The following is a 23615-nucleotide window of genomic DNA, read 5'->3' as shown; positions in this document are numbered from 1 at the left end:
AGAGTGTTTGCTGGGAGCTGATGATGTGTTTGCCACAGAGGGCACTAAGAGCACTGAGGAAGAGATGAAGAGTGCCTGCGAATTTCGTGGATAAGACGTGGGCTGCCGATCGTTTTCTCAATCTGTGGGTGGTTCGGACTCGTCACACCGTGCACTTCTTCTCTGTGGCTACTAATCCTCTTCTGCTACAAATCCAATCGACTCACATAGAAGCAGGTAATTCCCAGCATCACGCAGATGAAGATCAGATTGTGCACCACCGGCATGACGATATTGTCGGCCATGCGTACTTCGCGGAGGTCGCCGGTTGACTGTGGGCCTTGGAACGAGCTGGTCGATTCGTCGGTCACAAGGTACTTCAGCAGGTTGTTCAACTCACCTGGTTTGGGGAAGACGTAGTAGATCGGCTGAATCGCCCAGTCATACGTGAAACGCCACCAGTCCGATACCGGCCAATAGGTCTCCAGCGTTTCTCCACTGGCCAGCGATTGGACGCGGACACGTGTTTTGTTGTCGGCGAAGATGAGATTATCTTCGTCGAAAGCCATCGCCGAGGCATCGCTATCGATGCGACTCCCCTGCCCTGCCCCGACGTCGTACAGCCATAAAGCTCCGTCATGAAATAAGACCGCGATGTACTTTCCGTCGCGGCTTGTTTCGAGCGCACTGGGGGGCGAATCGCCTGCAGGCCGAAACGTCTCTTGAACCTCCAGCGTCTGGGCATCACGAAGTTCGATATGGCCGTTCTTGTCGGCCACCACGGCCAGCTTATCGGTCAGGCCCACGACGGCTTCCCCTTCGCTATCTCGCTTGGCCTCGGTGGTGACCACGTAACCTTTTTGTTTTTCACGCTCGAGCAAATAAAGTGATCCCTGATTTTCAATCAGTAGCCGATCAGACGACGGATCAATCGCGGCAGCAAAGGGTGGAAAATATGGCACACCTTCCTTAGGGCCAAGTCGCTTGAACGCGTTGTTGCCGCCCAAAGGAATATCGAAGCCGAGGAATTTGGCCTTCTTTTGGGTTCCGTCCCCTTCATACAGAAAGACACCGGCGGAACTGACAACGAAGACGTTGTCTTCCGCGTCCTGCAAGATCCACGAAGCGCCTGTTGGCGGCGTGGGACCTTCCTCGGCGATCCAGTTGCCAGACCACTTGGCCGTCATCAGCGAAGCGCCATTCATGCCCATGCGGCGACGCGATCCGCCCCCGGTAGGCTGCTGCAGGTACAGCATCGACTCGGATGGCGCGTGGTAGATCGGTCCGATCAAGATCGATTGCATGGCGAAGTTCTCAGGCCCGCGACGTTCGCTTTGCAGCACAACCTCCCATGCTTTCAGTCCTTCGTTCCACTGCACGAACTGCCCTACCTGAGTCACGCCGACCAGGCCTTCTTCGGTATCGACCAATCGCACCAGGCGTGACGGATTGATAATGAACGGTTCGAAGACCGACGTCTTCAAGAAACCAATCCCGAAGCAGGCATAAAAGAAGAGCACCGTCACCACAATTGAGACGATCGAGTTTCTCCACATCACTCCGGATAAAACCGACACGCAGTAATAGATGGCAAACTGAAACAAGAACACCGGAATGCACAGCAGCAGCGAATTGCTCCACACGTCGAATCGCCACCCCACAATCAGCCACAGTCCGATCAGGAAGTAAGTCACACTTAAAAGCACAAAGGCGCAGCCCCCCAAGTACTTGGCCAAGACCAACAGCGAACGAGAGATCGGCTTACTCAGCAAAAGATCGATCGCCCCTGGCTCGAATGTCCGCGGCATGATCGGCGCGGTCACTAAAATCGCCACGAAGATAGCGAACATCCCGACGAACACATCGATGAACGCGGTGAGCATGTACTTAACCGTGGCGGCAAACATGTCTTGCGTAATCGGCAGCGGCAACGGCTCCCATAGCGCTGGATAGGTTAAGTAAAGCTGTTCGGCCGGCACATTGCCCAGATGAACCGGGAACGCATCGCGCATGAGCAAACGATTGAAGTACGAGAGATCATCTCCGGTCAACTTCTCCGGCGTCTGCTTGAGCAGCACCTTGGTCTCTTGCCCGAGCCTGATATCCTTCCAGGCCGCTTCGCTGTAGAAGTCCTGCTTGGCGAGAACGTCGTTCAAGCCATCGACCACATCGCTGACCTGACTGCCGGTGAATTTTTTGTCTTCCTTCGCGTTGACTAACTCTTTGAGCGGCCCACCTGCCAAGGCGACGATTCGCTTGCCGGGGTTCTCGCCTTCAGCGTTATTTTGCTGGCGCAGTTCAACGACGAAGGAAGGTACGTCGCGCACGCTCATGCGGTGCAGCGTCACCATGCGTTTGGTTTCGTAGCCCAGCGGAGCGATCGCCAGCAGTACGAGCGTCAGCGCGAGTAGCAGAATGTAGAGCACGCGCGAGACAAACGCTTCGTGAAAGGAATCGTAGATAACCGTCAGATAGGGTCGCATCAGGGATGTCAGCTCAACGTTTGAGTTTAGTGCGAAGCGTGATTACTCGACCGTTTCGGCAGAGACAATATTCAGGAAGGCATCTTCCAGCGACGTGCGTAGTCGTCGCATCTCGAGAATGTCGATGCTCTTGGCTCGCAGGGCATCGACGCAGCGATTAAGCTCGGATTGATCTTCGGCCGAAATGATCACGCGGGCCAGATGCTCGCCATCGGTTTGCCAAGGCTCGGTCTCGGCAAAGCTCAACGCGTACTGCATTTCATCGAGCGAGCCTTGCAGGACGAATTCAATTCTAGCGTTGGGGTGCTTGGTGATCTCATCAATCGTACCCAGCTTCTGCACGCGACCGGCGGCGAGAATGGCGGCTTGATCGCAGACCAATTCGATCTCTTGCAGTTGGTGACTGTTGAGAAAGATGGTCGTTCCCTCTTGCTGCAAATCTTTGAGCAGCCTTCGCACTTCAGCACGGCCCACCGGATCGACGCCGTCGGTCGGTTCGTCCAGGATTAGCAGTTCCGGTTTATGCAGAAGTGCCTGAGCAATCCCCAACCGCTGCTGCATCCCTTTCGAATACTTATGAACCGGAGTCTGTCCCCACTTTGCCAAGCCCACACGTTCGAGCAGCGCAGGCCTCTTTTGCAGCACCTCGCGGCGGCTTAAACCACTGAGCCCGCCGTAATACACCATCGCCGTGTTGCCGGTCAGATGACGCGGAAAGCGGTGATGCTCGGGCAGGTAACCGACCTTCATTCGGCCCACGCGATCACCCAGAGGACGGCCCAACAGGCTGCCCCCACCGGAGGATCGATTCACGAGCCCTAGCAGCACTTTGATCAGGGTTGTCTTGCCGGCCCCGTTGGGACCCAGCAACCCGAAGATGCAACCGCGCGGCACTTCGAGCGTCACGCCACGCAGCGCGTTGACCTGATTGCGGACGAAAAGCCCCTCACGATACGTCTTGTGAAGATCGTGGACTTCGATGATGGAGTCTGGCATGGAGTGAAACGCCGGCCGGAAGACGACCTAAGAGAGGGGAACGAAAGACATCGATGGTAACCGTTATGTAAGGGTATACCAATTCGATTTCACATTAGCTTCACGCGAACCGCATGAATTGCGATAGTTTCTCAGAAATAACGCTTCGCTGAAATGGCACGCCAATTGCAACTGCCTGATTCGGCAAATTGTGGTAAGGCTTCCCGGGCAGTGGATCGCAGAATTCCACTCGATCCACTGCCCCGCGAAGTTGGAACAGCATTCGAGGTAATCACCATGGCTCTTTGGATCATACTTTTGATTGTCATCATGTTCGTTGCCCTCAGCGGTGCGAGCTACGGATACGCATCGCGGCCGGCTCAGGGTTCCTATCCAATTTACACGGCACCTTTAGGAGGCCTGGCGAGTCTCATCCTGTTGGGATTGGTTGCCTTATTGGTGCTGGGCATGATGAATGGTTTTGAAGGATTCCCGATCGAACTGTCTAAGTTTACGGTCGACTAAGAACAAGAGAAATCAACCGTCCACCCTTCCCGGTGTGCGATCGCGATAGTGAACGAATCGAGCGAGAAGCTCAAATTCTTTTCACAAAAAAAGGCCTGCACGAGTTACCCCTTGTGCAGGCCTTTTTTGTTATCCATCGACAGGGTTCGATTGGTCGAAGATCGATCAACCGAATTGGCATCGATCCAAGACCGTTGCCCCTATCTCGTTTGCGACGAGTCCCGACGCCCGGCCAGGGTCCAGTGGGTGGCCTTCTCGCCTGGCGAGCCCAACCACTGTTCGATTTCTTTCAGCGGCGGCACGTTACCTAGCTCGTCCCAATCCTGGTCATTGCTCACGGTCCACTCTCGCGCTTCGTGATCGAGTTGCTGCCAGGCTTCGCTATAAGTTCGCATCTGGTCGCTGCTCAGCTTCCATGAAAGGGGCGGATCGCTTTTGCCCCGGAAGGGAATCGAAACGACCTTGAACTGAATTGGGTAAAGGCCTGGACCGTTGCTGCGTTGATGGTTGAACGAATCGCGATGGGTAGAAACCACTTCGGTCGCAGATTCAGAGTCCTCGTCACCGTCTGGCATATTGACCGGCGATTCGCTGAACCGCGACATCCGGTGCCAGGCGTTGCGTTGGGCTCTCATGCTGATTTGCGAATTATTGACAAACTCAGGTTGGTCCTCATCACGGGATCCACCCATCTCTCCTTTTCGCTTCAGCTGACGGATAACCCACATCACTTCCTGCTCGGTCAGTGTACGATCTTGAAGCAAGCCGACTTCCAAACGACCACGCTCGGCCTGCGAGGCACCGCGTACGTTGCTCAACCCCAACAAAGGTCCGATCGTGGCGTAGCTCAACGCTTCGATTTGCCCGCCAGACTCCTTAAATTCAGGATGACCGACACTCGTTCCGTAGTTGTCGATGTTGATCAATAAGATCCGATCAAAAGGGCGTTCACTCGGCGGACGCTTACTGAAGTGATCAATCAATTGGCTGACCGATTCAAGCGCCGTCATGATGCCGTCGTTGTCGGCATAGGCTCCATCTCCTAAGCGTACCGACGGCATAATTTCTTCGCCGTCTTCACCGCGCACAGGCCGACTGATCGGGGTGACATACGGAAACGAAGCCGACAGGCGAACCGCCGTGGCGACGTTCATGTCTAAATCGTTCTGCCGCAGATCGAACGCGCACGTATGGTCGTTCGTGATCGAACCATGTGAATGCGTTTCGTGCGAATCGTCTCGAATCGCAGTCGAGGCCAACAGCACACGCCGGCCCGATTTGACGTCGGTCGCGTTGAACACCATAACCGGCATTTTGCCGCTGCGAGCCTGGACTCCCCAGTCGCTCAGCTTAGGCGATTTCCGCTCGTGCATTCGCAATGTGAAGTCCCAGAAGTGTTCGGCGGCCGTTCCCCGATCGTACTGCGTCAGCGGTAGTAGATCGTGAAAGGTGGCCGCGAAGAAGATCGGTTCTAAGCACGAAAGCTTGGCCCGCTCGCGTACTTCATCCATCGAGACTTTGCCCTCGGGCACGCTAATCGCATCCATGTAATACATCGATCCGACGCTTCCGCCAGAGACCGAGCTGATCATCCCCAGCGATTGCCGAAACGTTTCTGGCCAGCGTTCGTCTAACCGCGTAAGGACTTCCGCCGACCAGGCCGCCGCATGAATACCACCCCCAGGCGCCGTGACGACAATCAGCGTACGCTGGTCGCGCTGACCTGGTTCGCGCGAACGACTGGCAGGAATCGTTTTCGACTCCATCGCTTCGACCAGCGTCGGGCTTTTCCAGGGGGACGTTTCCACTCGAAATTCGTAGTCGCGCGAGAGGAACAGCACCAACGCAAACGCGGACGCTGCCATCAAGGTCGAAACACGAAAACGATCGAGCCAGAAAGCCATCCCTGAAGCAAACGTCGAAAGTATCGCCACCACCAATGCGAAGTGCCCCAACGTCGGTATCACCTTGGCCAGGTTGCTGCCAGGGAACACCACGTGCTCGAAAATCCCCAGCACGAAGGTCATCGCCAACAATAGGCACAGCAACAAAGCGAGTTCCAAGTGACCGGCCAACGGACGCTCGACGCCTTTGGGATCTTGAATCGAATAACCAGGGCCACGAACCATCCCGATACGGGCGAGGAACACGGCAATCCCCTTGGGCAGGTCGGCGACTTCGTTGGGGTCGTTTAATGAGTCGTCGTGCAGGTGATGCAGACATTCAAACGGAAAGATCCCCTTCAGCGGCACCACGCCGGGCAAAATATACTTCCGCAGAAAGCTCAACAGCAGCAGCACAACCGTGGCCATCAGCCCACCGACGATAAACCCGCCGTACAACTCTTCGGCGGTAATCAGGGCTGTATTCACGCGTAAGTTTAAATCGGCAACCATCGTTAGCGCCGGCATGGGCAGCAAGACCCACAACAGCCACAGCCAGCCGGGCCAGCCAGCCCCACGACGGCTTGAAGCCTTCATTAAATCGATCAACTCGCGTTGCTCGCGATCGGAAGGTTCGCCAGAGATTTCATTCCACCACGTGAAGCGTTCAGGCCCATGAGCCAAAGCGATACGGATCTGCAAGATCAGCATCGCCGAAGTAACGTACCACGCAAACGAGCCGATGATTGCCTGCGAGAAGCTATCGATCAGCAGGCCATTTTCCATCAACAGCGGCAGCGCAAATCGCGATACCGGAACGATGGTCAACAACAAGATCAATGCCGCAATGGAAAAACGGCAACCGCTCGATATATTGAAAAAGTCTGCAATTTGCTGCCGCAAAGAATCGTTCCGCTCTTCGGACATTCTGACTACTCCTCTTCCTTGAATATCCAACAAGGCCCCTGCCCTGCTGCTAGCTCGCCAATGCTGACGAGAAATAGATTGTGATGCTTTCCTTATCGGCAATCTGGTGAAAGATTGACGATTTTGCGTGTGCGTCAGGTCAGAGATTTTGGAGAATTTATGCCGCTGACGCCCCATTGTCACCGCTAGCTATGCCAGTGGTGGCCGAAACAACCTGCGGACAACCAATGTAGCGCAAGCATTGGGACGGCTTGGAACAACGCTTCACGGCATGGCTTCCCTGAATTTTCACCCTCTCACCAAAACCTTTCGCCGTGGGCAGGTGTTTTAAGATAGGGCCTCAGAGGGGGCACAAAAGTGTGATTTCGCGGGTTGAATGCGAAGGTTAGCAAATTGATTGAGTCGTTTTGGCTGACGAGGTCAACTTTCGACGTTCCTAGCCAAATCGCGCTTGCCATGAGCCGCTTTCGATGAAAAAATAGAGCTATGGCAATCTGGCCACGCCTGATTTGCCATCCCCCGCCTTTTCGCCTACCCGCCTAAAACTTAAGTCTTCGTTTCTCTCGCTCGCGATCCGCAGCGGAGAGAGCAAGCGATGAAAAGCGATTTGGACGCATGATTACGGCAGTAGTCTCCCAACGTGATGCCTACTTGGTAAGTTATTTCCCTTGCGTAAAATCGCTTGACGTCCGCACTGTTGCCAGCCCGCCCGCCTTTCCAAGCATGGCAGCAAACCCTCCATCAGGAAGCATCGATGTACGTTCGCATAATACTAGGAATTACGCTTAGCCTGACGGTCCTCAGCATCGTCAAGGCCGACAAACTCGTCGACTTTCGCCGCGACGTCCAGCCGGTACTTCTGGCCCGGTGCATCGAGTGCCATGGTCCTGAGAAGGCCAAAAACGATTTCCGAGTCGACGATGCCGAAACGATGAGCTACTACGTCGAGCCGGGCGATCTGGAATCGAGTTCTCTGTGGAACGACTATCTCATCACCGACGATCCTTCGCTGAAAATGCCGCCGGCCGATTCGCCCCATTCCGCAGGCATGACCGCCGCCGAGTTGGCCACGATCAAGCTTTGGATTGAAGAAGGAGCCGACTTCGACTGGTCGACTCCTACCACTGAAACCGAGAAGGAAGAAGTTGTCACCGTCACGCCCGTTTCGGAGCTAAGCGTGCCGTACAAGGTGTGGCTCTTTCAGGGGCTATTCCACCCAGCGATGACGCACTTGCCGGTCGGCTTGCTTTCCATCTCGTTCGTCTTTCTCATTCTCTCCAAGTTCGGTGGCACCTCGTTCCAATCTGCTGCGTTTCATTGCCTATGGGTCGGAGCGTTGGGAGCGTGCATCGCCTGTGTGTCAGGCTGGTCGTATGCCATCCATGAAGGCTATGGCCTAAGCTTTTCGCTAAACAACGACATCGACCGCCATCGCTGGCTGGGTGTCATTCTGGCGATAGGTTCACTGGCCCTGGTCCCGGTCGCCTACAAAGCGGTCAATAGCGAAGAAGGCAACCGGAAGATGAAGTTGGGCTGGTTCCTGGGGGCCTGCGTGGTTGCGATTTGCGTTTCGATTGTCGGCTTTCAAGGGGGCGAACTCGTCTACGGCGAGGGTCACTACGAAGAGGAATTCGACCACCTCTTTCTTTCCGACGACGCCGAAGAGGTGACGGAAACCGAAGTAACAGAAACGCCCGAGACCGAAGCATCGGAGTAAGTGCGATCAGCAAGAGCTTGCTGGTTAAATGGCTCCTGCATCTAGTTCCGTTTCGAATAGTCCCAGCAATCGGCCTAGCGTCAGATACAACACGATTTTGAAACGCGTGCTCCAACCGACTTCACTCGGTTCGAGGCCCAGTTCGGCCACGATCTCGTCATAATCGGTTACGAACTGCTGCGTTTCCTCTTCGTCTAAACGCAATACCGTTTCGGCAAAAAGTGCGACCATCGATTCCGATTCAGTGGTTGTATCCGACTCAATCACTCTGGCGTTGGCTTGTTCATCCTCGACGGGTACCGATTGCAAAAATTGCGGTTCGTCCTCTGAGATGCTCTCGGCTTCTAAGGTCGTGCTGCTTAGTGGACTGGTTGGCAATAAATCGTCGTCCAAGTCACCCAGGTCGCCCACATCTGGCAAGTCATCCGGAATGGTGGGGACCGTGACGTCGGTATCAGGGACCGTATCGGCCTGGGGAAGATACTCTGGCGGTGTGGTCGTGTACTCAGACGGGGTCGTCGTGTACTGGGCTGGCGTGGTGGTATACTCCGACGGCGTGGTCGTGTAGCGCGGATCTTGCGTCGTAAAGTCTTGGGCCGCTGCCGATAAGGCAACCGACGACAGCGCAAGAAATACGAAACCGGGGGCAAGGCGAATCATCGCTAAGATCTCCTCGTGGGCTCAGGATACAATCGGAGAAGCAAGCATTAACATAACTGGCCAGCACCGCTCCGGCGAATCCTTAGTGCAAATCGCGTGCGGAAAGGGGCTTAATTCCTTGCGGGAGCTTCTTGCCCTTTATCCCGTCTCACCTTCCGCGAGACGCTGCAAAGTTGCCCGCTAGGCTTCACCCAAGCACGCCCCGCAGCGTTTTCATGGTTTCTAATTGCCGCTTCTCGACAAATGCTTTGGCCTTGGCGGCTTTAAGCTGGGCAGCAGCAGGATTCTGGGCAATATCGAGCACCGTGGAAGCGATCCGCTGTTGGTCTTCCTGGGAGTCATGATCGAATAGCCACTCGCCCAGACCGATGTCTTCCCACATGAACCCTTTGGTCGTTTGCTCTTCAAAACGGCAGACCACCGCCGGCACGCCATGGCCGATACACATGATGGGCGAGTGCATCTCGTTGCCGAATAGCCCGGCACTGCGAACATAAACACTGACCGCCTCGCCGGTGAGCCAATAGTTGGGCCGCCAGACGACACGTTTCAGGACATCGGCCGGCAGCTTGTCGATGATCATCTCTTTACCAACGGCCATCTGCGTGCGATCTTCCGGGCAGACCAGCACCTTCAAGTCGGTGTTCTTCACCACCTCGACGATCGCCTCGCGCAGCGGAGCGTGGTCGTGCTCTTTCATCGCTTCGTTACGAGCATGTTTTTTCTCGTCGAACGCGCGGCCTTTTTTGATCGTCCAATAGGGCGTGTAACGCAGCCGCGGAATGCAGCACAGGAACCTCCCTTCTTCAAGATCGTTTTCGGCCAGAAACGCCTTGGCGAGATCTGCATCACGCAGATCACAGGCAAACGCCCCGTCCGGCCCGAACTCCATCACCGGCGACTTGGCACCCAAGCTCTTGGCCAACTGCAGCGACTTGCTATCGCGAAAGTAAACGAAGCTGGCGTTATTCAAAACTTCGACTGCCCGCTGCATGGCCGCATCGCTTTGGGCAGAGGTCGAAGCCGACTTCTTTCGCGGGAAGGTGATCCCATAGATTCCGTACGGTTTGCCGGTCTTTTTATGCCAGGCAATCAGGTCGTTCTGAGCGACAATCGAGGCCCCGGAACCATGCAGCAAAAAGTCGCACTCTTCGAAGGCTTGATCGAGTTCAGGGCTTCCCTTTTTAGCAATCTTGAGACCAGGGAATTCACGCACCAGTAGCTCGTCAACACCGTTGTCGACACTCGATGGCCATAGCGTGACCTCCGCTTCAGGCAGATGCTGCTTCAAGATTCGCAGCACGCCCGGCGTGTGGGCGATGTCTCCAATGTTAACCGTCTGCCACGACGAGCGCAGCAAGATTCGCGGAGGCCGTTTTCCTTCGGCACCCAGGGCCGAGCGAAGCGCAACACCAAGAGCCGAAATACCAGAAGCCTGAAGAAAGGTGCGTCGTTGCATGAGAGTTAGATGCCTATGGGTGGGGCGTTGTTGATAGGGGGCTGGCGGTCTGTGGCCGTTCGTTTGATTATAACTGCTTGCTCAGGGGGCTGCACGTTTGTGAGTTGGGCGCATGCGCAAGCGTCGACCCCACCCTAATCGCCGTCGGGTGCCGCACCGCGCAGCCAGTTGCACCATGAACAACATTTTCGCGTTGCCATGGGATGGAGACCGTATTCGGTGCGATACGTTCCGCCTTGCGTTACTGCTCGCACCCTACGCAGAAATTGAAAGCTGAGAGTGAATAAATCGCGCCCTTTTCGGGTGGGTTTGAAGAGCGATAGCGCATCGCACCACCAACCCAAGGAACGCTTGGCCAGATGTTAAACACCCCCTTGGGTACGATGTATTCCGTTTTGCGTCGCTGTTGGCACCCTACTCGGGCAATGCTTGTCAGGACATCACGGTGGCCCGCGTTCTTTGGCTGGGGATGCGTGTTGTGGGGAAGCATTTTCAAGGGGCATGCTCACGACTTCGTGGGCGTAGATTCGCCTTGCATGTTTCACACGAGCGACCCGCTTTGGCACGGGGCGTTTCTTCGCCTTGGATTGAGGACTGGGGCTTGGCACCTGCTGGGGCGAGCGCTGCTTGAGCAACTTCCGCAGCCGTGTGAATTCGGTGCCTTGCCGGTCGAGCAGCTTCAGGTGAAACGAAACCCACGCCAGCGCGCGTTCCATTTCGCCGGCCGCCGGCACAATAAGCCCATCGATTCGTCTACGGCCTCTAGAGACCTGCGAAGGTTGTGGCGGACGTTTAGGACGCGGCGGTCTGGCCGTGATCGGTTTCAGCGGCGGCGCAGGTTCTTCGTTCACAACCTCTTTTGGTGAGGATTGATCGTGAACAACCATCATCCGCCCTACGGCCTTGGCCGGTACTTCCACCATCACCCCGCAGGCCGAGCACACGAAGGTCTTCCCCGCGCGCACGATAAGCTGCGGAGGGCTCTCGTTTGAGAACGCTCCGCTTTGATCTGGCTGCTGAGGGGTTGATGACATGGCGATGCTCGTTACCGAGGTACTCGGTTCCGGGGATGCGCAGGGGGCGCGTAGATAAATGGATAGCAAGTCCACAAAGACGTGCTTTGGGCCCGCTCAGATCAAACATGACCTGAGAGGCTTTCTAGTATTATAGTGAACATGCGTTCACTTGTCTAGTGCGCGCCGAGATTTTTTTTCTAGCCGAGGGCCCGGGACACAAGCAAGACGCCCTGCCCCGAGCCGCATGCTCGACTTGCCTACTTCGATGTGAGCTCGAAGTTGAACTGGTTATCTTGGTCGGAATTGATGGTTGCCGTCAGATCGCTGTCTTTGTTGTATCGTTTCGGGATATACATCTCGCCCATCGGCTCTGGCGTTCCGTTACTCATATCGAACTTGCCAGGGATAATCCGCGAGGCACGGATCTCGACACGCGTATTGCCTTGAAGCGATTGGAGCTGATACGTGCCGTTGACGATATCAGTGGCAAACGCGCGTTGGTCTCCATCGACTTGTCGAAACAAAATCTTGCCTTCTTCGATTGGGGCGCCATCCAAGGTGACGACGCCGTCGACGTCAATCATGCCGGGGGCGTTTGAGCTGCCACAGCCCAGCGAAGTCATACCGGCGCACACGAGAAACAACGTAAGAAATTTCATCTAAGATACCCAGGTAGAAAGAATGCTTTTTGAGAAACGACCTCCAGCACGCGTCCTCGGTGAGGGATCGTACTGGAAGTCTTCTGAGGTAAGGACCCTGCGACTAAAATTCGCCGATCACCAGGCTGTCGGACTTGAGTCCTAACTTCATCCACAATTGACGGTCGACGGTATCTGGCACAAACCGCACCGAGCCGTCGAGCAGCACGGTATTCACGCCGCCGGTATGGTAGCTGCGAGCGTAGTTCCAGCGTTCGTCGTAACCGCCGGACTGGCCATTTTCGCACGGTGCCCCATTGGGTGCCCCTGGCTGTTCTAACACTTTGCAGCTGTAAGGACGGTCGGCGATGGAGGTGTTGGGGGGTTCTGAGACCGAGAACGCATACCCGCCGTGCTGCCCTGCTCCCCAGTAAGCGCCAATGCTGCCCCAGGTGCCAGAAGAGACGTTCGTGCGAACAATTCCTTCGGAAGCAAGCAGCGTGTTCGATGTGCCGTCGGTACAGTCGCGAAAACGCGAACGCGATTTGTAAAAGAACATCCCGCCTGAGTCGCCCACGACGACCGACCCGCGATCGACCATGCTGTTGTCGATGATCGAAATTCGCGGAGGGTTGACCGACGTGTCGGTGGTCCAGTTGCCCACGCCGCAAGAGACGGCATAGTTCCCTTGAAAGTTGGTCGAGCTACCACCACCGCCGAAGCCTGGCGAGTTCGGGTCGGAAGGACAGGTCAGCGATTCTACCACGACACCCCGAATCTCGATCGGCATTTGATGGACGTAGGTCTCGGTGGTCTCGGCCTGATAGGCCTCGTACAGGGCCGACTGTTCCAGAAACGGCAGCGTCCCGAAGAACCAGCAATCGCGTTTGTGCGTGGAAGAGTCGTTGTCGGAAAGATAGCCGTGCGGAAAGACGGTGTAGGTGCTTTCGTAGTTATGAAGAGCCAGCCCCAACTGCTTTTGATGGTTCACGCACTGAGCACGTCGAGCCGCTTCCCGTGCTTGTTGCACGGCCGGCAGCAGCAAGGCAATCAACACACCAATAATGGCAATCACCACCAGAAGTTCCACAAGCGTAAAACCCATTCGAACGCGAGTCACTCGATCCATAGCAAACGGTATCCTTCGATAAAGGGAATGAATGCGGGGCAGGCGGGCAAAATGTGGGGAGGAGGCCCCAAGGAGGGAAGGAAACAGCCTCAATAAAGATGAGAAAGCAACCGCCATACCATTCCCACGATCAGCAGCCACGGCATGTCGCAAGAAAGGGTAAAGGAAAAACAGTTTCCCAAAAAGAAGATTTACGCTGGGTTAAAGCCACGTAATATCACTTAATTTCTGCAAACTACTAATTACCCCCAATCCGAATGAGTTTAAAAGGCTCAGGCGTTGGAGAGCGTGCGAGATTAGTCAGCAGCGATGCATATAGAATGGCGAAGGTTGAGGCGATGCCGCACAGGTTCATAAAAAAAGCCTCGAACGCAAACGCGTTCGAGGCTTTCTATTTCTCTACTTGAAATCAATAACCTTACTCAGGCAACCGCCCTGGCTCGATCTTGGGGAAGTCCCCGGTGCAGGCCTTCATGAAGTTGACCAGGTCCTTCTTGTCTTGCTGGGTTAGGTTCAGCTTCTTCATTTTGTCGCTGAGGTGCGGATTGGGGTGGCCTCCTTTGGCGTACCATTCGACCACTTCTTCCAGCGTTGCCTGGCTGCCGTCGTGCATGTACGGGGCCGTTTGGGTGATGTTGCGGATGGTGGGCGTTTTGAAGGCGCCTCGGTCTTTGTCCTGCTTCGTCACGGCATGGCGGCCTAGGTCGGGTTCTTCTGCGTCCATGCCGACGCCCAGGTTGTGGTAAAGCTCGTCGGTGAAGTTGGCTCCGGCGTGACAGGCGGTGCAGTTGCCTTTTTCGCTGAAGAAGATCTCGCGACCGCGACGGGCACTTTCCGACATGCCGGCAGCGTTCTTTTGGGCTTCAGCGTATTTGGCGAACAGCTCGGGATCGTCTTCTTCGAGGTACTCGAGTTCATCGGCGGGGAACTGCTTCTCGAAGCTGCGAACCACTTCGTAGTAGTCGTACGGGGCCGGACCGGTGACGATGGCTCGCTCGAAGGTGGCCAGGGCCTGACCGACGTTGTCGATGTTCACACCGTCGTCGAAGATCTTGTCAAACTGAACTTTGTAGCCGGGGATCTTCTTCAAGCGGTCGACGGCCAGCTCGTGCGTGTTGGCCATTTCGATCGGGTTGGCAATCGGGCCGACGGCTTGCTCTTCTAAAGTGGCAGCACGGCCATCCCAGAACTGCGGGCCGCTGAGAATGCGATTGAACGAAACGGGCGAGTTGCGGTTGCCCTCTTGCCCATCGACACCAATCCCGAACTGCGACTCAAACGCCCAGCCGAAATCGGGGTGATGACAGCTGGCACAGCTGATCGAGTCGTCGGACGACAGACGTGGGTCGAAGTAAAGCTGACGACCGAGTTCGATCTTGGCCCGGGTCATGGGGTTAACATCGAGGCCGGTGATCTGGCCGGCGGCGGCATTCAAGCCGAAGGGAAGTTCGACCCCCAGCGGCTGGTGGTTCTTCGGCTCGGCCAGCCACTGATTGATCTCTTCCAGCTTAAGCGGGCCCTCGCCGGGGATGCCGGCCGTCAGGGCCGAATCGCCCAAGATGACGGTTTCCGATTTTTCGGCGGCGAACAAACTACTGGCCAAGGTGAGCGAAGCGGCGGCGATCGCCACGACAAAACGCGTCGATTTCATGATGTTTTTAACTCCGTTGATACTTCGGCCACGCCAAGAGACTTGGTGACTTTGCTGGGTATTTCCTGGCGAGACGGAATTGACCCCGCTGAGATTCCTGGCGGGGTTTTTAGTAGGTGGGTAGGTTGTTGTGGGTTACTGATGCGTGGGAGGCGCGAACGCCTATCTCTATTATGGCAGACTGAGCCCCGGTCGTGAAATCGGTTCTCGGAATTCCAGATATTTTGGTGCGGGCAGCCACAAGCGTGGACTTTGCATTCTTAGCCCGCAGGGGCCGTTACACATCAGCAAAACTAGCCGCACCACAGAGGGGACAGGGAACGCGGGCGAGTACCAATTTCACACAAACCTCACATAGCGCGCATAAAAAAAGGCCCCAAGCGGTTGCCTGGGGCCTTCGGCGAGTGAATCGCAGTCCAACGTGTTAGTTGGAGTATTCTGCTTCGAAGAATTCCTTCGAGGCATCTGGCGAGGCTTTGATACTGCGGGAGCCTTCTTTCCAGTTGGCTGGGCAGACTTCGCCGTTGACTTCAAAGAACTGCAGGGCCTGAACCATGCGGAGGGCTTCCTCAACGCTACGGCCCAGTGGCAGATCGTTGACGACCTGGTGACGGACGGTGCCTTCCTTGTCGATCAAAAACAGCCCACGCAGAGCGATCCCGCCAGGCAGCAGGACGTCGTAGTTTTTGGCCACGTTCTTATCCAGGTCAGCGACCAGCGGATACTTGATTTCACCGATACCGCCTTCGCTTCGAGGCAGGTTGCGCCAGGCCAGGTGCGAGAAGTGGCTATCGATCGAGCAGCCGAGAACCTGGACGTTCAGTTGCTTGAAGCTTTCAATGGCTTCCGAGAACGCGATGATTTCGGTTGGGCAAACGAAGGTGAAGTCGAGCGGGTAAAAGAACAGCAGGACGTACTGGCCGCGGTAGTCCGACAGGTTGATCTTCTTGAACGAGCCATCTTCCATCACTGCTTCGGCGGAAAAATCCGGAGCTGGCTGTTGAACTAAAACACTCATCAAACTCTCCCTGGTGTTGGGGTATTGCAGAAATTATGGTGTAGCTGGAGAACCGGATTTAATCGGGACCATGGTCCATGGTGCCAATTTCCTTACTGCCTCGCAAGGGGCGGTAAGCGATCCGATCTCGTAGGTCACGGTGTGGGAGATAAAGCCAACTGCCGCAGAACTTTCCGCAGCGGCTTTGGGTGACGTGGAAATTATTATTCATACTTTCAAGCAATAGGCAATAGCCATGACTAAATTATTTTCCATAGGCATCTTGATTGCCTGTATCGCCCCTTTAACGGGCTGTTTCTCGGCAGACAGTCCGCTCCAAGGCACTTGGCAGGGAACGATTCAGGTTTCTGGTCCTGTGAATCATGCTTCGGTAGCGCCCCAGGTCATAAACGACAGCGATACCTCGCAGGAACTTCCGCATACGGATGTCGCCCAGCTGACGATGCAGTTTGTGGGCGAGAACCAGCTGCAAATTCAGACCGAACCGATCGATGCCCAAAGCATTCTGCCGCCAGAGAATAAGCAGCTCACGTATGAAATTACCGAAGCGTTACCAGATCAGATTCGGTTGAAGGTGCAAGATACAGAGGGCGAGCGCAGCTTGCAGCTGAGATTCTCGGACTCGGTCACAATGACCATCAGCGAAACAGGCGCCGACGTGCGGCTGCTGCCAGTTAAGATGACCCGAGTAGATGAACTTTAACGGCTGACTATTCGGCGACGTACTCGCGCGGTCCGTAAACCCGATCGCGATAAAGGGCCAGCCCATGAGCGGCGTGGTACAGCGCACCGCACTCCAGCGAAACCTGCTCGGTCCGTTCAAACACTTCGCATAGGTACGAAGCCGCACGACGGACCCACGCTTCTTTCAACTGCTCTTCGTCAAGAGAAAGGGAGAGGAATTCGAGCGTGTGCCCCGTAGTACCGAGGTTCTCGGCCAGGTCTGGGGAGCTGCCCGGGCGCTGAAAATAGTTGACGCTGAGTGCTCCGTTAGGGTTTTGATACTTTCGAGCGTCGGCAATGCTCTCTTGAATCAGCTGATCGGCCGCGGCCCAGGTTCCTTCAATCGGCAGGCCGGCTTTCTTACGGCGATTGAGGGCCATTGTCAGGCCAATCAAGCGATGCGTTCCACCACAGGCACCATCGTCGAGGCCCTGATCGATTTCAATTTGAGCGAGATCGGCGATGCTCCACTGTTTGCCGGTGGCATCGGTCCACGTGTGATCGGTCGGGAAGTACTTGGTTAGGCCGATCAAGGTCCAGCTGAATTCACGGAGGTGATTGCGGGACGTATCGAGCTGAACCTGCTGCACGAAGTTGGTCATCGTGTAGGTATCGGGGCCCACAACAAAGGTCGCATCCGGAGGGACATCGCACTGCGAGAGAACGGCCAACCATTGATCGTAGTGCCCCTGCCCTGCCCTGGTGCCTGGCTCGGTGACGGCGCGCATGCCGAAGTTGTCTTTTCCATCTTCTTTTGACGCGAGCTTGTTGCCCCGCTCGATCGTCCACCCATTCATCTGGCCCCCTTCGGCCAGGTAGTCGACGACCGGAATTGGTTCCCCTTCATGGATGACAGGAAACGCACGACCAAAGGCCAGGCTGCCGTGCAGGATCTGCCAGGCGGCATGATCCTTGGTGTTCAGATGGCGATGTTGCAGCGTGAAGTCGAGAACCTGATCGATCCTCTGAAGCAGCTTTTCCGGCTCAATCTTCTCGTCCGCGGAAATCGGCAGGGCCCCTTGCGAGATCTCCGGCGGCATCGGCCGACAGCTGGCAAGCGAGAGAATGCAAAGAAGTCCCAAAAAACGCTGACAAACGGGTGGCATAGATTCGACTTAGGAAATACTAGGCGGGATATATCGAATAACGATCAAATACGGGAAAGTCTCTCTATTTTAACTCAGAACAGGCCCCGACGGATGGGTATTCACGTCATTTGAGCAACTTCTGACTTAGGATTTCAAAAGAAATAGCCCCCGACAGGCGAAGCTCTATAATTAGAAGTTGGTCCGATGTTTGCTTAATAAGGTTCTTGTCGTATACGACTGCCAAAATTGCAGGCATTTCGCCCCTAAAAGCTTGAGAAACAGTCCATTTTTTGGAGTGATACACCGTGTTCTTCTTCGACTTCCGTTATTTGCTGTTCATTGCCCCGGCGATCATCTTAGGCCTGATTGCTCAGGTTTGGTTGAAGTCCGCCTATGCCAAGGCGATGAAACAGGCCGCGCCCCTGTCTGGCGCTGCAGCGGCACGTCATATTTTAGACGCCGCCGGCCTACAGAACGTCGCCATCGAGCGCGTCAGTGGACACTTGTCCGACCATTACGACCCCAGCGCCAAGGTCTTGCGTTTGAGCCCTGAGGTCTACAGCGAACGAACCGCGGCGTCGGTAGGGATTGCCGCTCACGAAGCCGGCCACGCCATTCAGGATGCCCGGAACTACTTCCCGCTAATCATCCGGAATATGGCGGTGCCAGCGGCTCAATTCGGCGGAAATTTCAGCTTTATTCTTCTGTTTATTGGTATGATCATCGCGAGTTCGATCCCGGTGCTCGGTCAAGGGATGATCTGGGCTGGGATTGCATTGTTCAGCTGCGTGGTCTTTTTCCAGCTGATTAACTTGCCGGTGGAATTCGATGCGAGTAGCCGTGCTCGGGGGATTCTGATCGACATGAACATCGTTCCCCGCGACGAAATGCCCGCCGTACGAGGCGTGTTGAACGCAGCCGCATTGACCTACGTTGCCGGCACGCTGCAATCGGTCATGACCTTGATGTACTATTTAATGTTGGCTCGCCGCGACTAAGGCATTAAGAATGATGCTGGGAAGGGGGCACCGAAGCCGAATCCCCTTCCCTTCCCCAAATCGCGTCTTGAGCGAACCTGCTGATTGGTCCACACTGGGGGGCATGCCGGACGCGAACTACAACTCGGGAGACCCTCCACCCCTATGGATGTATGTGGGGGGATTTATCTTGTTTATTGGGTTGATCTTCGCACTTCGCGGCTGCTAGTTCCGCGAATCAGGTAAAGCGAGTCCACCGCTGGCTCGTGATCTTCGCAGTTCTGCTTTTTGAAAATATCGCATCTTCCGGCGAAATTGCGTACGATAAAAACAGCCGCTTACTGCCCGATTCCTAGCTGCCTGCAAGGCCTCGCGATGAAACAGCCAATCTCCGTGCTTCGCCGCTGGACGTTCCGCCTAAGTCTGCTGGTCTTGATGCTCTCTTCGCAACTAGCTCAGGCGGACGATCGACGCTATGAATCGCCTGAGATCCGGGAGGCGATCTTACATCTGCAAGACAGCGGCGCACGTGTCCACTTCAACATCCCCCGCAATGGCGTCCGTGGCACGACTCCAGATACCGCGCGGCCGATACCGTACACGGTGAATCTGTTCGCCATGAAAGCGACCGAAGAGAACCTGGCCGCTTTGTTGGTATTACCTCAGGTCGAACGCTTGTATCTGGCCAGTGAATTCGAACGAAGCGAGAAGTCGTGGAAGACCATCTCGCAGTTCGGTGAGCTCGAGCACTTGTACATTATGGACAACCTCAAAAACGAGGACATGCAGTACATTGCCGAGTTCTCGAATCTCGAGTCGCTGGAGGTTCGCCTAGGCGATGTCGATACCGATTACTTGTGGTACTTAGAGGCACTAGTCAATCTCAATCGACTGTCGATCCACATCGATGGAGACGACGAGACATCGTTCAAGGCATTGCCTAACATGCCCCATCTCTCGCAACTGGTGCTCAACCTGCGAGGTGAAAAGGAAGTCAAACTCGACGGCATCGAGAATCTGACCGAATTAAAGACGCTGAACATCAATGCCCGGGCGATTAAGGGCAAAGAGCTGCAAGGGATTGCCAATCTTCCGAACTTAGAGATGCTGACCATCTCGAACGTCACATTCGACGCTGGCGAACTCGAAATGTTTCGGCAGATGAAGAGCCTGAAGTCGCTCAACCTGACCAATAGCAAGTTGGCCACCGACGATCTCTCGCCCCTTGCCGACTTGAAAGGGCTTCAGCGGCTGCAGATTTACAACACCGAAATTACCGACGATTCGTTGGCCCCGTTGGCCGATCTGCCAGAGCTTAGCTATCTCTACATACGCGGAGCCGAGATCACCGACGAAGGCCTGAAGCATCTGGCCAAGATTCCCAAGCTTCAACGGGTCTATCTTTATACCACCGATATCACGGCCGACGGGGTAAGCTGGCTCACGACCGAACGTCCGGATATGCGGATCTCGGCGCCGATCAAAAAGAACTAAATCCTCGTAGAATTCTCGCTCTCGCTCGCCGAATCACGTACGATAAGTGCTACTCTTCTGCTCTCGGACTGAGCGTTAATTCGCACGAGGATCCGGCGATGAAATCTAATGATCGAATATCGACTCTGCTACTTGGCCTGGTAAGCATTACGTTCGTCGTGCTTTCCCCCCCTCGCGTGCAAGCGGTCGACAAGAAATATGAGTCACGCGAGATTGGCGAGGCGATCGAATATCTTCAGCAACACGGGGCGTCGGTCCGGTTCTATTCGTCGCAGTTCTTTCAACTGGCCAACCCCCATGCCAAGCGTGGACCGATTTCCTACAACATCAACATTCACACGCTGAAGCCCACGCCAGAAAACCTGGCTCCCCTGTTGGTGATTCCCCGGGTTGATCGGCTGACTCTCAGCCCTAGTTTTCAGCGCGACCAGTTGGCCTGGAATACGTTGATTCAAATGAGCGAGCTAGAGCAACTGACGATTTCGGGAAGCCTCCAAAAGTACGACCTGCAAAATCTGGCTCAGTTCACGAATCTCCGAAACCTGACACTCCAGGCCAAGAATCTAAAACCAGAAGACCTTTGGTACCTGGAAGAACTTACCGAGCTGAAACACCTCACGCTCATGATTTCCGGGAACTGCCAACCCTATTTCGACTATCTCACGCGACTTCCCAAGCTCGACAACTTGACGATACGCGTCGATACGGAAGCCCCTTTTTCGCTTGATGGAATCGAACAGCTGGCCGGGCTCACCACGCTCAGCGTCGATTGCCAAGAGATTCAAGGAAGCAACTTGCAAGCGATCGGCAGGCTAACCGAGCTTCAATCGCTGAGCATCCTACGAACCACCTTCCGTAAGGAAGAGATGGAGCTGTTTCGCGAACTCGATCAGGTGACTTACTTACATCTATACCGATGCCACTTTAAGAAACTACCCGTCGATGCGATCTCGGCCATGACTTCGCTGCAGCGTGTGCAGTTATCGAGCAACGAGATGGACGACGACATTTTGCAGCCACTGGGCAAGTTGCCGAGACTCAATTACTTGTACGTCCGTAGTTCACCTGTCACCGACGAGGGGTTAAAACATCTGTACAAAGCGCCTGTCCTGAGAACGCTACAGCTCAGCGCGACCAACATCACCGAAGATGGCGTAAAGGCCCTGCAAAAAGAGCGTCCCACGACGCATGTGATTGCCCCCATTAGGAAGTGAGCGAATCAAGTTGCCCCAGGACTCCCCTGCCCTGCCGCCATGGCAAGAACATGGCTGGCCAGACCATCTGCAAGTTTTGCTCGATTCGTACCATCAGCTTCTCGGCAAGCAGCTCGTGCCTCGTAGCGGATCAGCAGAACAGGACGCTCGGTCGGTCTTCGAGGCACCGTTTGTCGTCGTTTCGCATACCGCTGCCAGCGATCCGATTCTCAACTTCGGTAACCAGACGGCACTCAAGCTGTGGGAAATCGATATCGAGACCCTGCTGCTAACTCCGTCGCGCATGACGGCCGAGCCCATGCATCGCGACGAACGTGCCCAGCTCTTAGAACGCACCACGCGCGATGGGTATGTCGACGACTACCAAGGCATCCGCATCGCCACCACCGGCCGGCGATTTCGGATCGAGCAAGCGATCGTCTGGAACCTACACAATGCCGCCGGCACCCACATTGGCCAGGCCGCCACGTTCGATCAATGGACGTTTCTGGATTAGCCGATCATTAAGGGAGAAACGCGTTCCCCCGCATGGCCCATCGCCATCTTCTTCCGCGCTCACTCACAAGCCGCTTGTCGGCTACACCGATCCAGGGTTTCTATCCACAAAACACCGGGTGCAAAGCACTAGCTAACCTTCGTAGCAGGGGCCTGCTTTTCAGACTGAGAAACAAACAGCCCGACCATCATCCAAACGAACAGTCCCCCGAACGCGAAGAGGATCGCTGCGACAAACACCCCCACACGCAGATACGGAACGCACGTCAGCACGACGTAAAAGACCAGCCCGAACGCCAACGACAGCATCAACCGACCGCGCGAAACAATCGGGTGATCGGAGAAGACAATTCGGCCCAGCGTGATGCTCGTGACGGCTGCGGCACCGAAGATGAAAAAGTAGGCCAGGCTGCCCACGTACAGTACCGTTCCAAACGCTGCAATAAACGCCCCGGCAACCGCCAGTCCATCTAGCGTCAGCCAGCCGAACGCCATGGGAATCGCCAGGATTAAGCCTGCGACAACCCCCAGGGCAATGATCGAAAGAGGCACCGCCAAGATACCGGCGAGCAAGCTGAGGATGGGACGCTGCACGATTTGATCGACCGTGCCTCCGCAAGTGGTCGGACAACACACGACCATCAAGATGCCCATCGCCAGCAGCGTGGCATAGCGTTTCAGCTGACCCCAGAAATAGGCGATCTTATCCTGAGGATCTTGCTGGACCGGCTTCTCAGGCTGGATCCACTCGATGGGGCCGGTCACCTTGGCTCCGTCGTCGATCGTGACCTCGCTAGAAGACTGATAGGTAAGCTTGCCACCGATGGTTGCGTCCTGGTGAATAGTCAACCCAGGCGATACCGTCGGGATATCGACCAACTGCATGTCCTGCCAATATTGACTGGGGGGCGGTCCTTGTTGGTTTTTGCTGTCGGTAGTGATGCTCAGCTCGCGACCAACTTTCCCAAAAACTTCTGCGCGATTCACGGCGGCCCACACATCGTCTTCGATGGTTCCTTTGAGCATTGCCTGAAAGCCTGCGTAGATCAGATCGCCGTCGATCGCCGCCCCTTTGTCGACTTCCAGCGAGTAACTGGCCGCCACCAGGTCTCGCTTCATTCGCGTGCTGGCCTCAACCCTGGCGGCCTGACAGGCAATGCGGCACGACCGACCGTATGTCCCCTCAAGCAAGATCTCTTGTCCAGCCGCAATCACGCCCCCTTCGATTGTCCCCGACACATGCAGACGCTGAGCGTAAACGACCAGGTCGCCGTTGATCGTCCCTTCGACCTTCACCGATTGAGCGAAAATGTAGACGTCCCCTTCCCAGGTTTCGTCAGCGGCAATGGTCACCGTTTGGCCGCTGAGAAACTCGGCAGCAGGCACCCGATCGACCAGGGCCAAGGATACGAGCCAACCAACCATCAGGACGAGAATGCTGCGCACGGTGTGGCTCTCCGAAGATCTAAGAGGAAGCAAAGCAAGAAGACAATAGGAGCAGAATCTTCTTCGCATAGTAAATGAGGCCGACCCGGAATGCAAAAGCTGCCGCACTTGGCGACGA

At 55.5% G+C, this 23615-nt stretch carries 19 protein-coding genes; 7 read left to right on the top strand and 12 right to left on the bottom strand.

Going from position 1 to position 23615, the window contains the following annotated elements:
- Positions 1–185: 185 nt before the first annotated feature.
- Together HOV93_RS14680 and HOV93_RS14675 are read right to left on the bottom strand one after the other, a co-directional pair.
- Positions 186–2462, bottom strand: coding sequence for an ABC transporter permease (locus HOV93_RS14680; RefSeq protein ID WP_207397268.1), 2277 nt, complete (start codon positions 2460–2462; stop codon positions 186–188).
- A 42-nt stretch (positions 2463–2504) separates the two neighbouring features.
- On the bottom strand, positions 2505–3458 hold the full coding sequence (locus tag HOV93_RS14675; protein WP_207397267.1) for an ABC transporter ATP-binding protein: 954 nt from the start codon (positions 3456–3458) through the stop codon (positions 2505–2507).
- A gap of 153 nt (positions 3459–3611) precedes the next feature.
- On the opposite strand from HOV93_RS14675, the gene HOV93_RS14670 reads away from it, so the two are divergent.
- Positions 3612–3962 (top strand): hypothetical protein, encoded by a 351-nt coding sequence (locus HOV93_RS14670; protein ID WP_207397266.1) that lies wholly within the window; start codon positions 3612–3614, stop codon positions 3960–3962.
- Positions 3963–4162: 200 nt separating this feature from the next.
- Here the strand turns inward: HOV93_RS14670 and HOV93_RS14665 are convergent, their stop codons facing one another.
- On the bottom strand, positions 4163–6772 hold the full coding sequence (locus HOV93_RS14665; protein WP_207397265.1) for a patatin-like phospholipase family protein: 2610 nt from the start codon (positions 6770–6772) through the stop codon (positions 4163–4165).
- Between the two features lie 754 nt (positions 6773–7526).
- Here HOV93_RS14665 and HOV93_RS14660 point away from each other — a divergent pair.
- Complete coding sequence (locus HOV93_RS14660; RefSeq protein ID WP_207397264.1) at positions 7527–8489, top strand: DUF2231 domain-containing protein; 963 nt, start codon at positions 7527–7529, stop codon at positions 8487–8489.
- A gap of 24 nt (positions 8490–8513) precedes the next feature.
- On the opposite strand, the gene HOV93_RS14655 is transcribed toward HOV93_RS14660, so the two are convergent.
- The 7 genes from HOV93_RS14655 to HOV93_RS14625 form a co-directional block, all read right to left on the bottom strand.
- Positions 8514–9149, bottom strand: coding sequence for a hypothetical protein (locus HOV93_RS14655; protein ID WP_207397263.1), 636 nt, complete (start codon positions 9147–9149; stop codon positions 8514–8516).
- A 187-nt stretch (positions 9150–9336) separates the two neighbouring features.
- Entirely contained in the window at positions 9337–10608 is a 1272-nt protein-coding gene (locus HOV93_RS14650) for a polysaccharide pyruvyl transferase family protein (protein WP_207397262.1), read from the bottom strand.
- A gap of 440 nt (positions 10609–11048) precedes the next feature.
- A complete protein-coding gene (locus HOV93_RS14645; RefSeq protein ID WP_207397261.1) occupies positions 11049–11642 on the bottom strand; it encodes a hypothetical protein in 594 nt (197 codons plus the stop codon).
- Positions 11643–11881: 239 nt separating this feature from the next.
- Entirely contained in the window at positions 11882–12283 is a 402-nt protein-coding gene (locus tag HOV93_RS14640; RefSeq protein ID WP_207397260.1) for a hypothetical protein, read from the bottom strand.
- A gap of 103 nt (positions 12284–12386) precedes the next feature.
- Positions 12387–13391 (bottom strand): DUF1559 domain-containing protein, encoded by a 1005-nt coding sequence (locus tag HOV93_RS14635; protein ID WP_207397259.1) that lies wholly within the window; start codon positions 13389–13391, stop codon positions 12387–12389.
- Between the two features lie 418 nt (positions 13392–13809).
- A complete protein-coding gene (locus HOV93_RS14630; protein WP_207397258.1) occupies positions 13810–15042 on the bottom strand; it encodes a cytochrome-c peroxidase in 1233 nt (410 codons plus the stop codon).
- Positions 15043–15466: 424 nt separating this feature from the next.
- Positions 15467–16060 carry a peroxiredoxin gene (locus tag HOV93_RS14625; RefSeq protein WP_207397257.1) on the bottom strand — a complete coding sequence of 198 codons (594 nt, stop codon included), beginning with the start codon at positions 16058–16060 and terminating at the stop codon, positions 15467–15469.
- Positions 16061–16295: 235 nt separating this feature from the next.
- Here HOV93_RS14625 and HOV93_RS14620 point away from each other — a divergent pair, with 235 nt between their 5' ends.
- Positions 16296–16763 (top strand): hypothetical protein, encoded by a 468-nt coding sequence (locus tag HOV93_RS14620; protein ID WP_207397256.1) that lies wholly within the window; start codon positions 16296–16298, stop codon positions 16761–16763.
- Positions 16764–16770: 7 nt separating this feature from the next.
- Here the strand turns inward: HOV93_RS14620 and HOV93_RS14615 are convergent, their stop codons facing one another.
- Positions 16771–17889, bottom strand: coding sequence for an ADP-ribosylation factor-directed GTPase activating protein isoform b (locus HOV93_RS14615; protein WP_207397255.1), 1119 nt, complete (start codon positions 17887–17889; stop codon positions 16771–16773).
- A 287-nt stretch (positions 17890–18176) separates the two neighbouring features.
- Between HOV93_RS14615 and HOV93_RS14610 the strand changes: the two genes are divergently transcribed.
- The 4 genes from HOV93_RS14610 to HOV93_RS14595 all read left to right on the top strand — a co-directional run bounded on the left by HOV93_RS14610 (position 18177) and on the right by HOV93_RS14595 (position 22052).
- Positions 18177–18869: a zinc metallopeptidase gene (locus HOV93_RS14610; protein ID WP_207397254.1), complete on the top strand. Its 693-nt coding sequence runs from the start codon at positions 18177–18179 to the stop codon at positions 18867–18869.
- 354 nt (positions 18870–19223) lie between these two features.
- A complete protein-coding gene (locus HOV93_RS14605; RefSeq protein ID WP_207397253.1) occupies positions 19224–20342 on the top strand; it encodes a leucine-rich repeat domain-containing protein in 1119 nt (372 codons plus the stop codon).
- Positions 20343–20440: 98 nt separating this feature from the next.
- Positions 20441–21556 (top strand): leucine-rich repeat domain-containing protein, encoded by a 1116-nt coding sequence (locus tag HOV93_RS14600; RefSeq protein WP_207397252.1) that lies wholly within the window; start codon positions 20441–20443, stop codon positions 21554–21556.
- A 10-nt stretch (positions 21557–21566) separates the two neighbouring features.
- Positions 21567–22052, top strand: coding sequence for an MEKHLA domain-containing protein (locus tag HOV93_RS14595; protein ID WP_235990395.1), 486 nt, complete (start codon positions 21567–21569; stop codon positions 22050–22052).
- A 128-nt stretch (positions 22053–22180) separates the two neighbouring features.
- Here the strand turns inward: HOV93_RS14595 and HOV93_RS14590 are convergent, their stop codons facing one another.
- The gene (locus HOV93_RS14590) at positions 22181–23497 is read right to left on the bottom strand and encodes a hypothetical protein (RefSeq protein WP_207397251.1); all 1317 of its coding nucleotides are present in this window, start codon (positions 23495–23497) and stop codon (positions 22181–22183) included.
- Between the last annotated feature and the right edge of the window lie 118 nt (positions 23498–23615).

The organism is Bremerella alba (genome assembly GCF_013618625.1).
GTDB lineage: Bacteria > Planctomycetota > Planctomycetia > Pirellulales > Pirellulaceae > Bremerella > Bremerella alba.
This window is presented reverse-complemented; position numbering and strand designations above follow the sequence as displayed.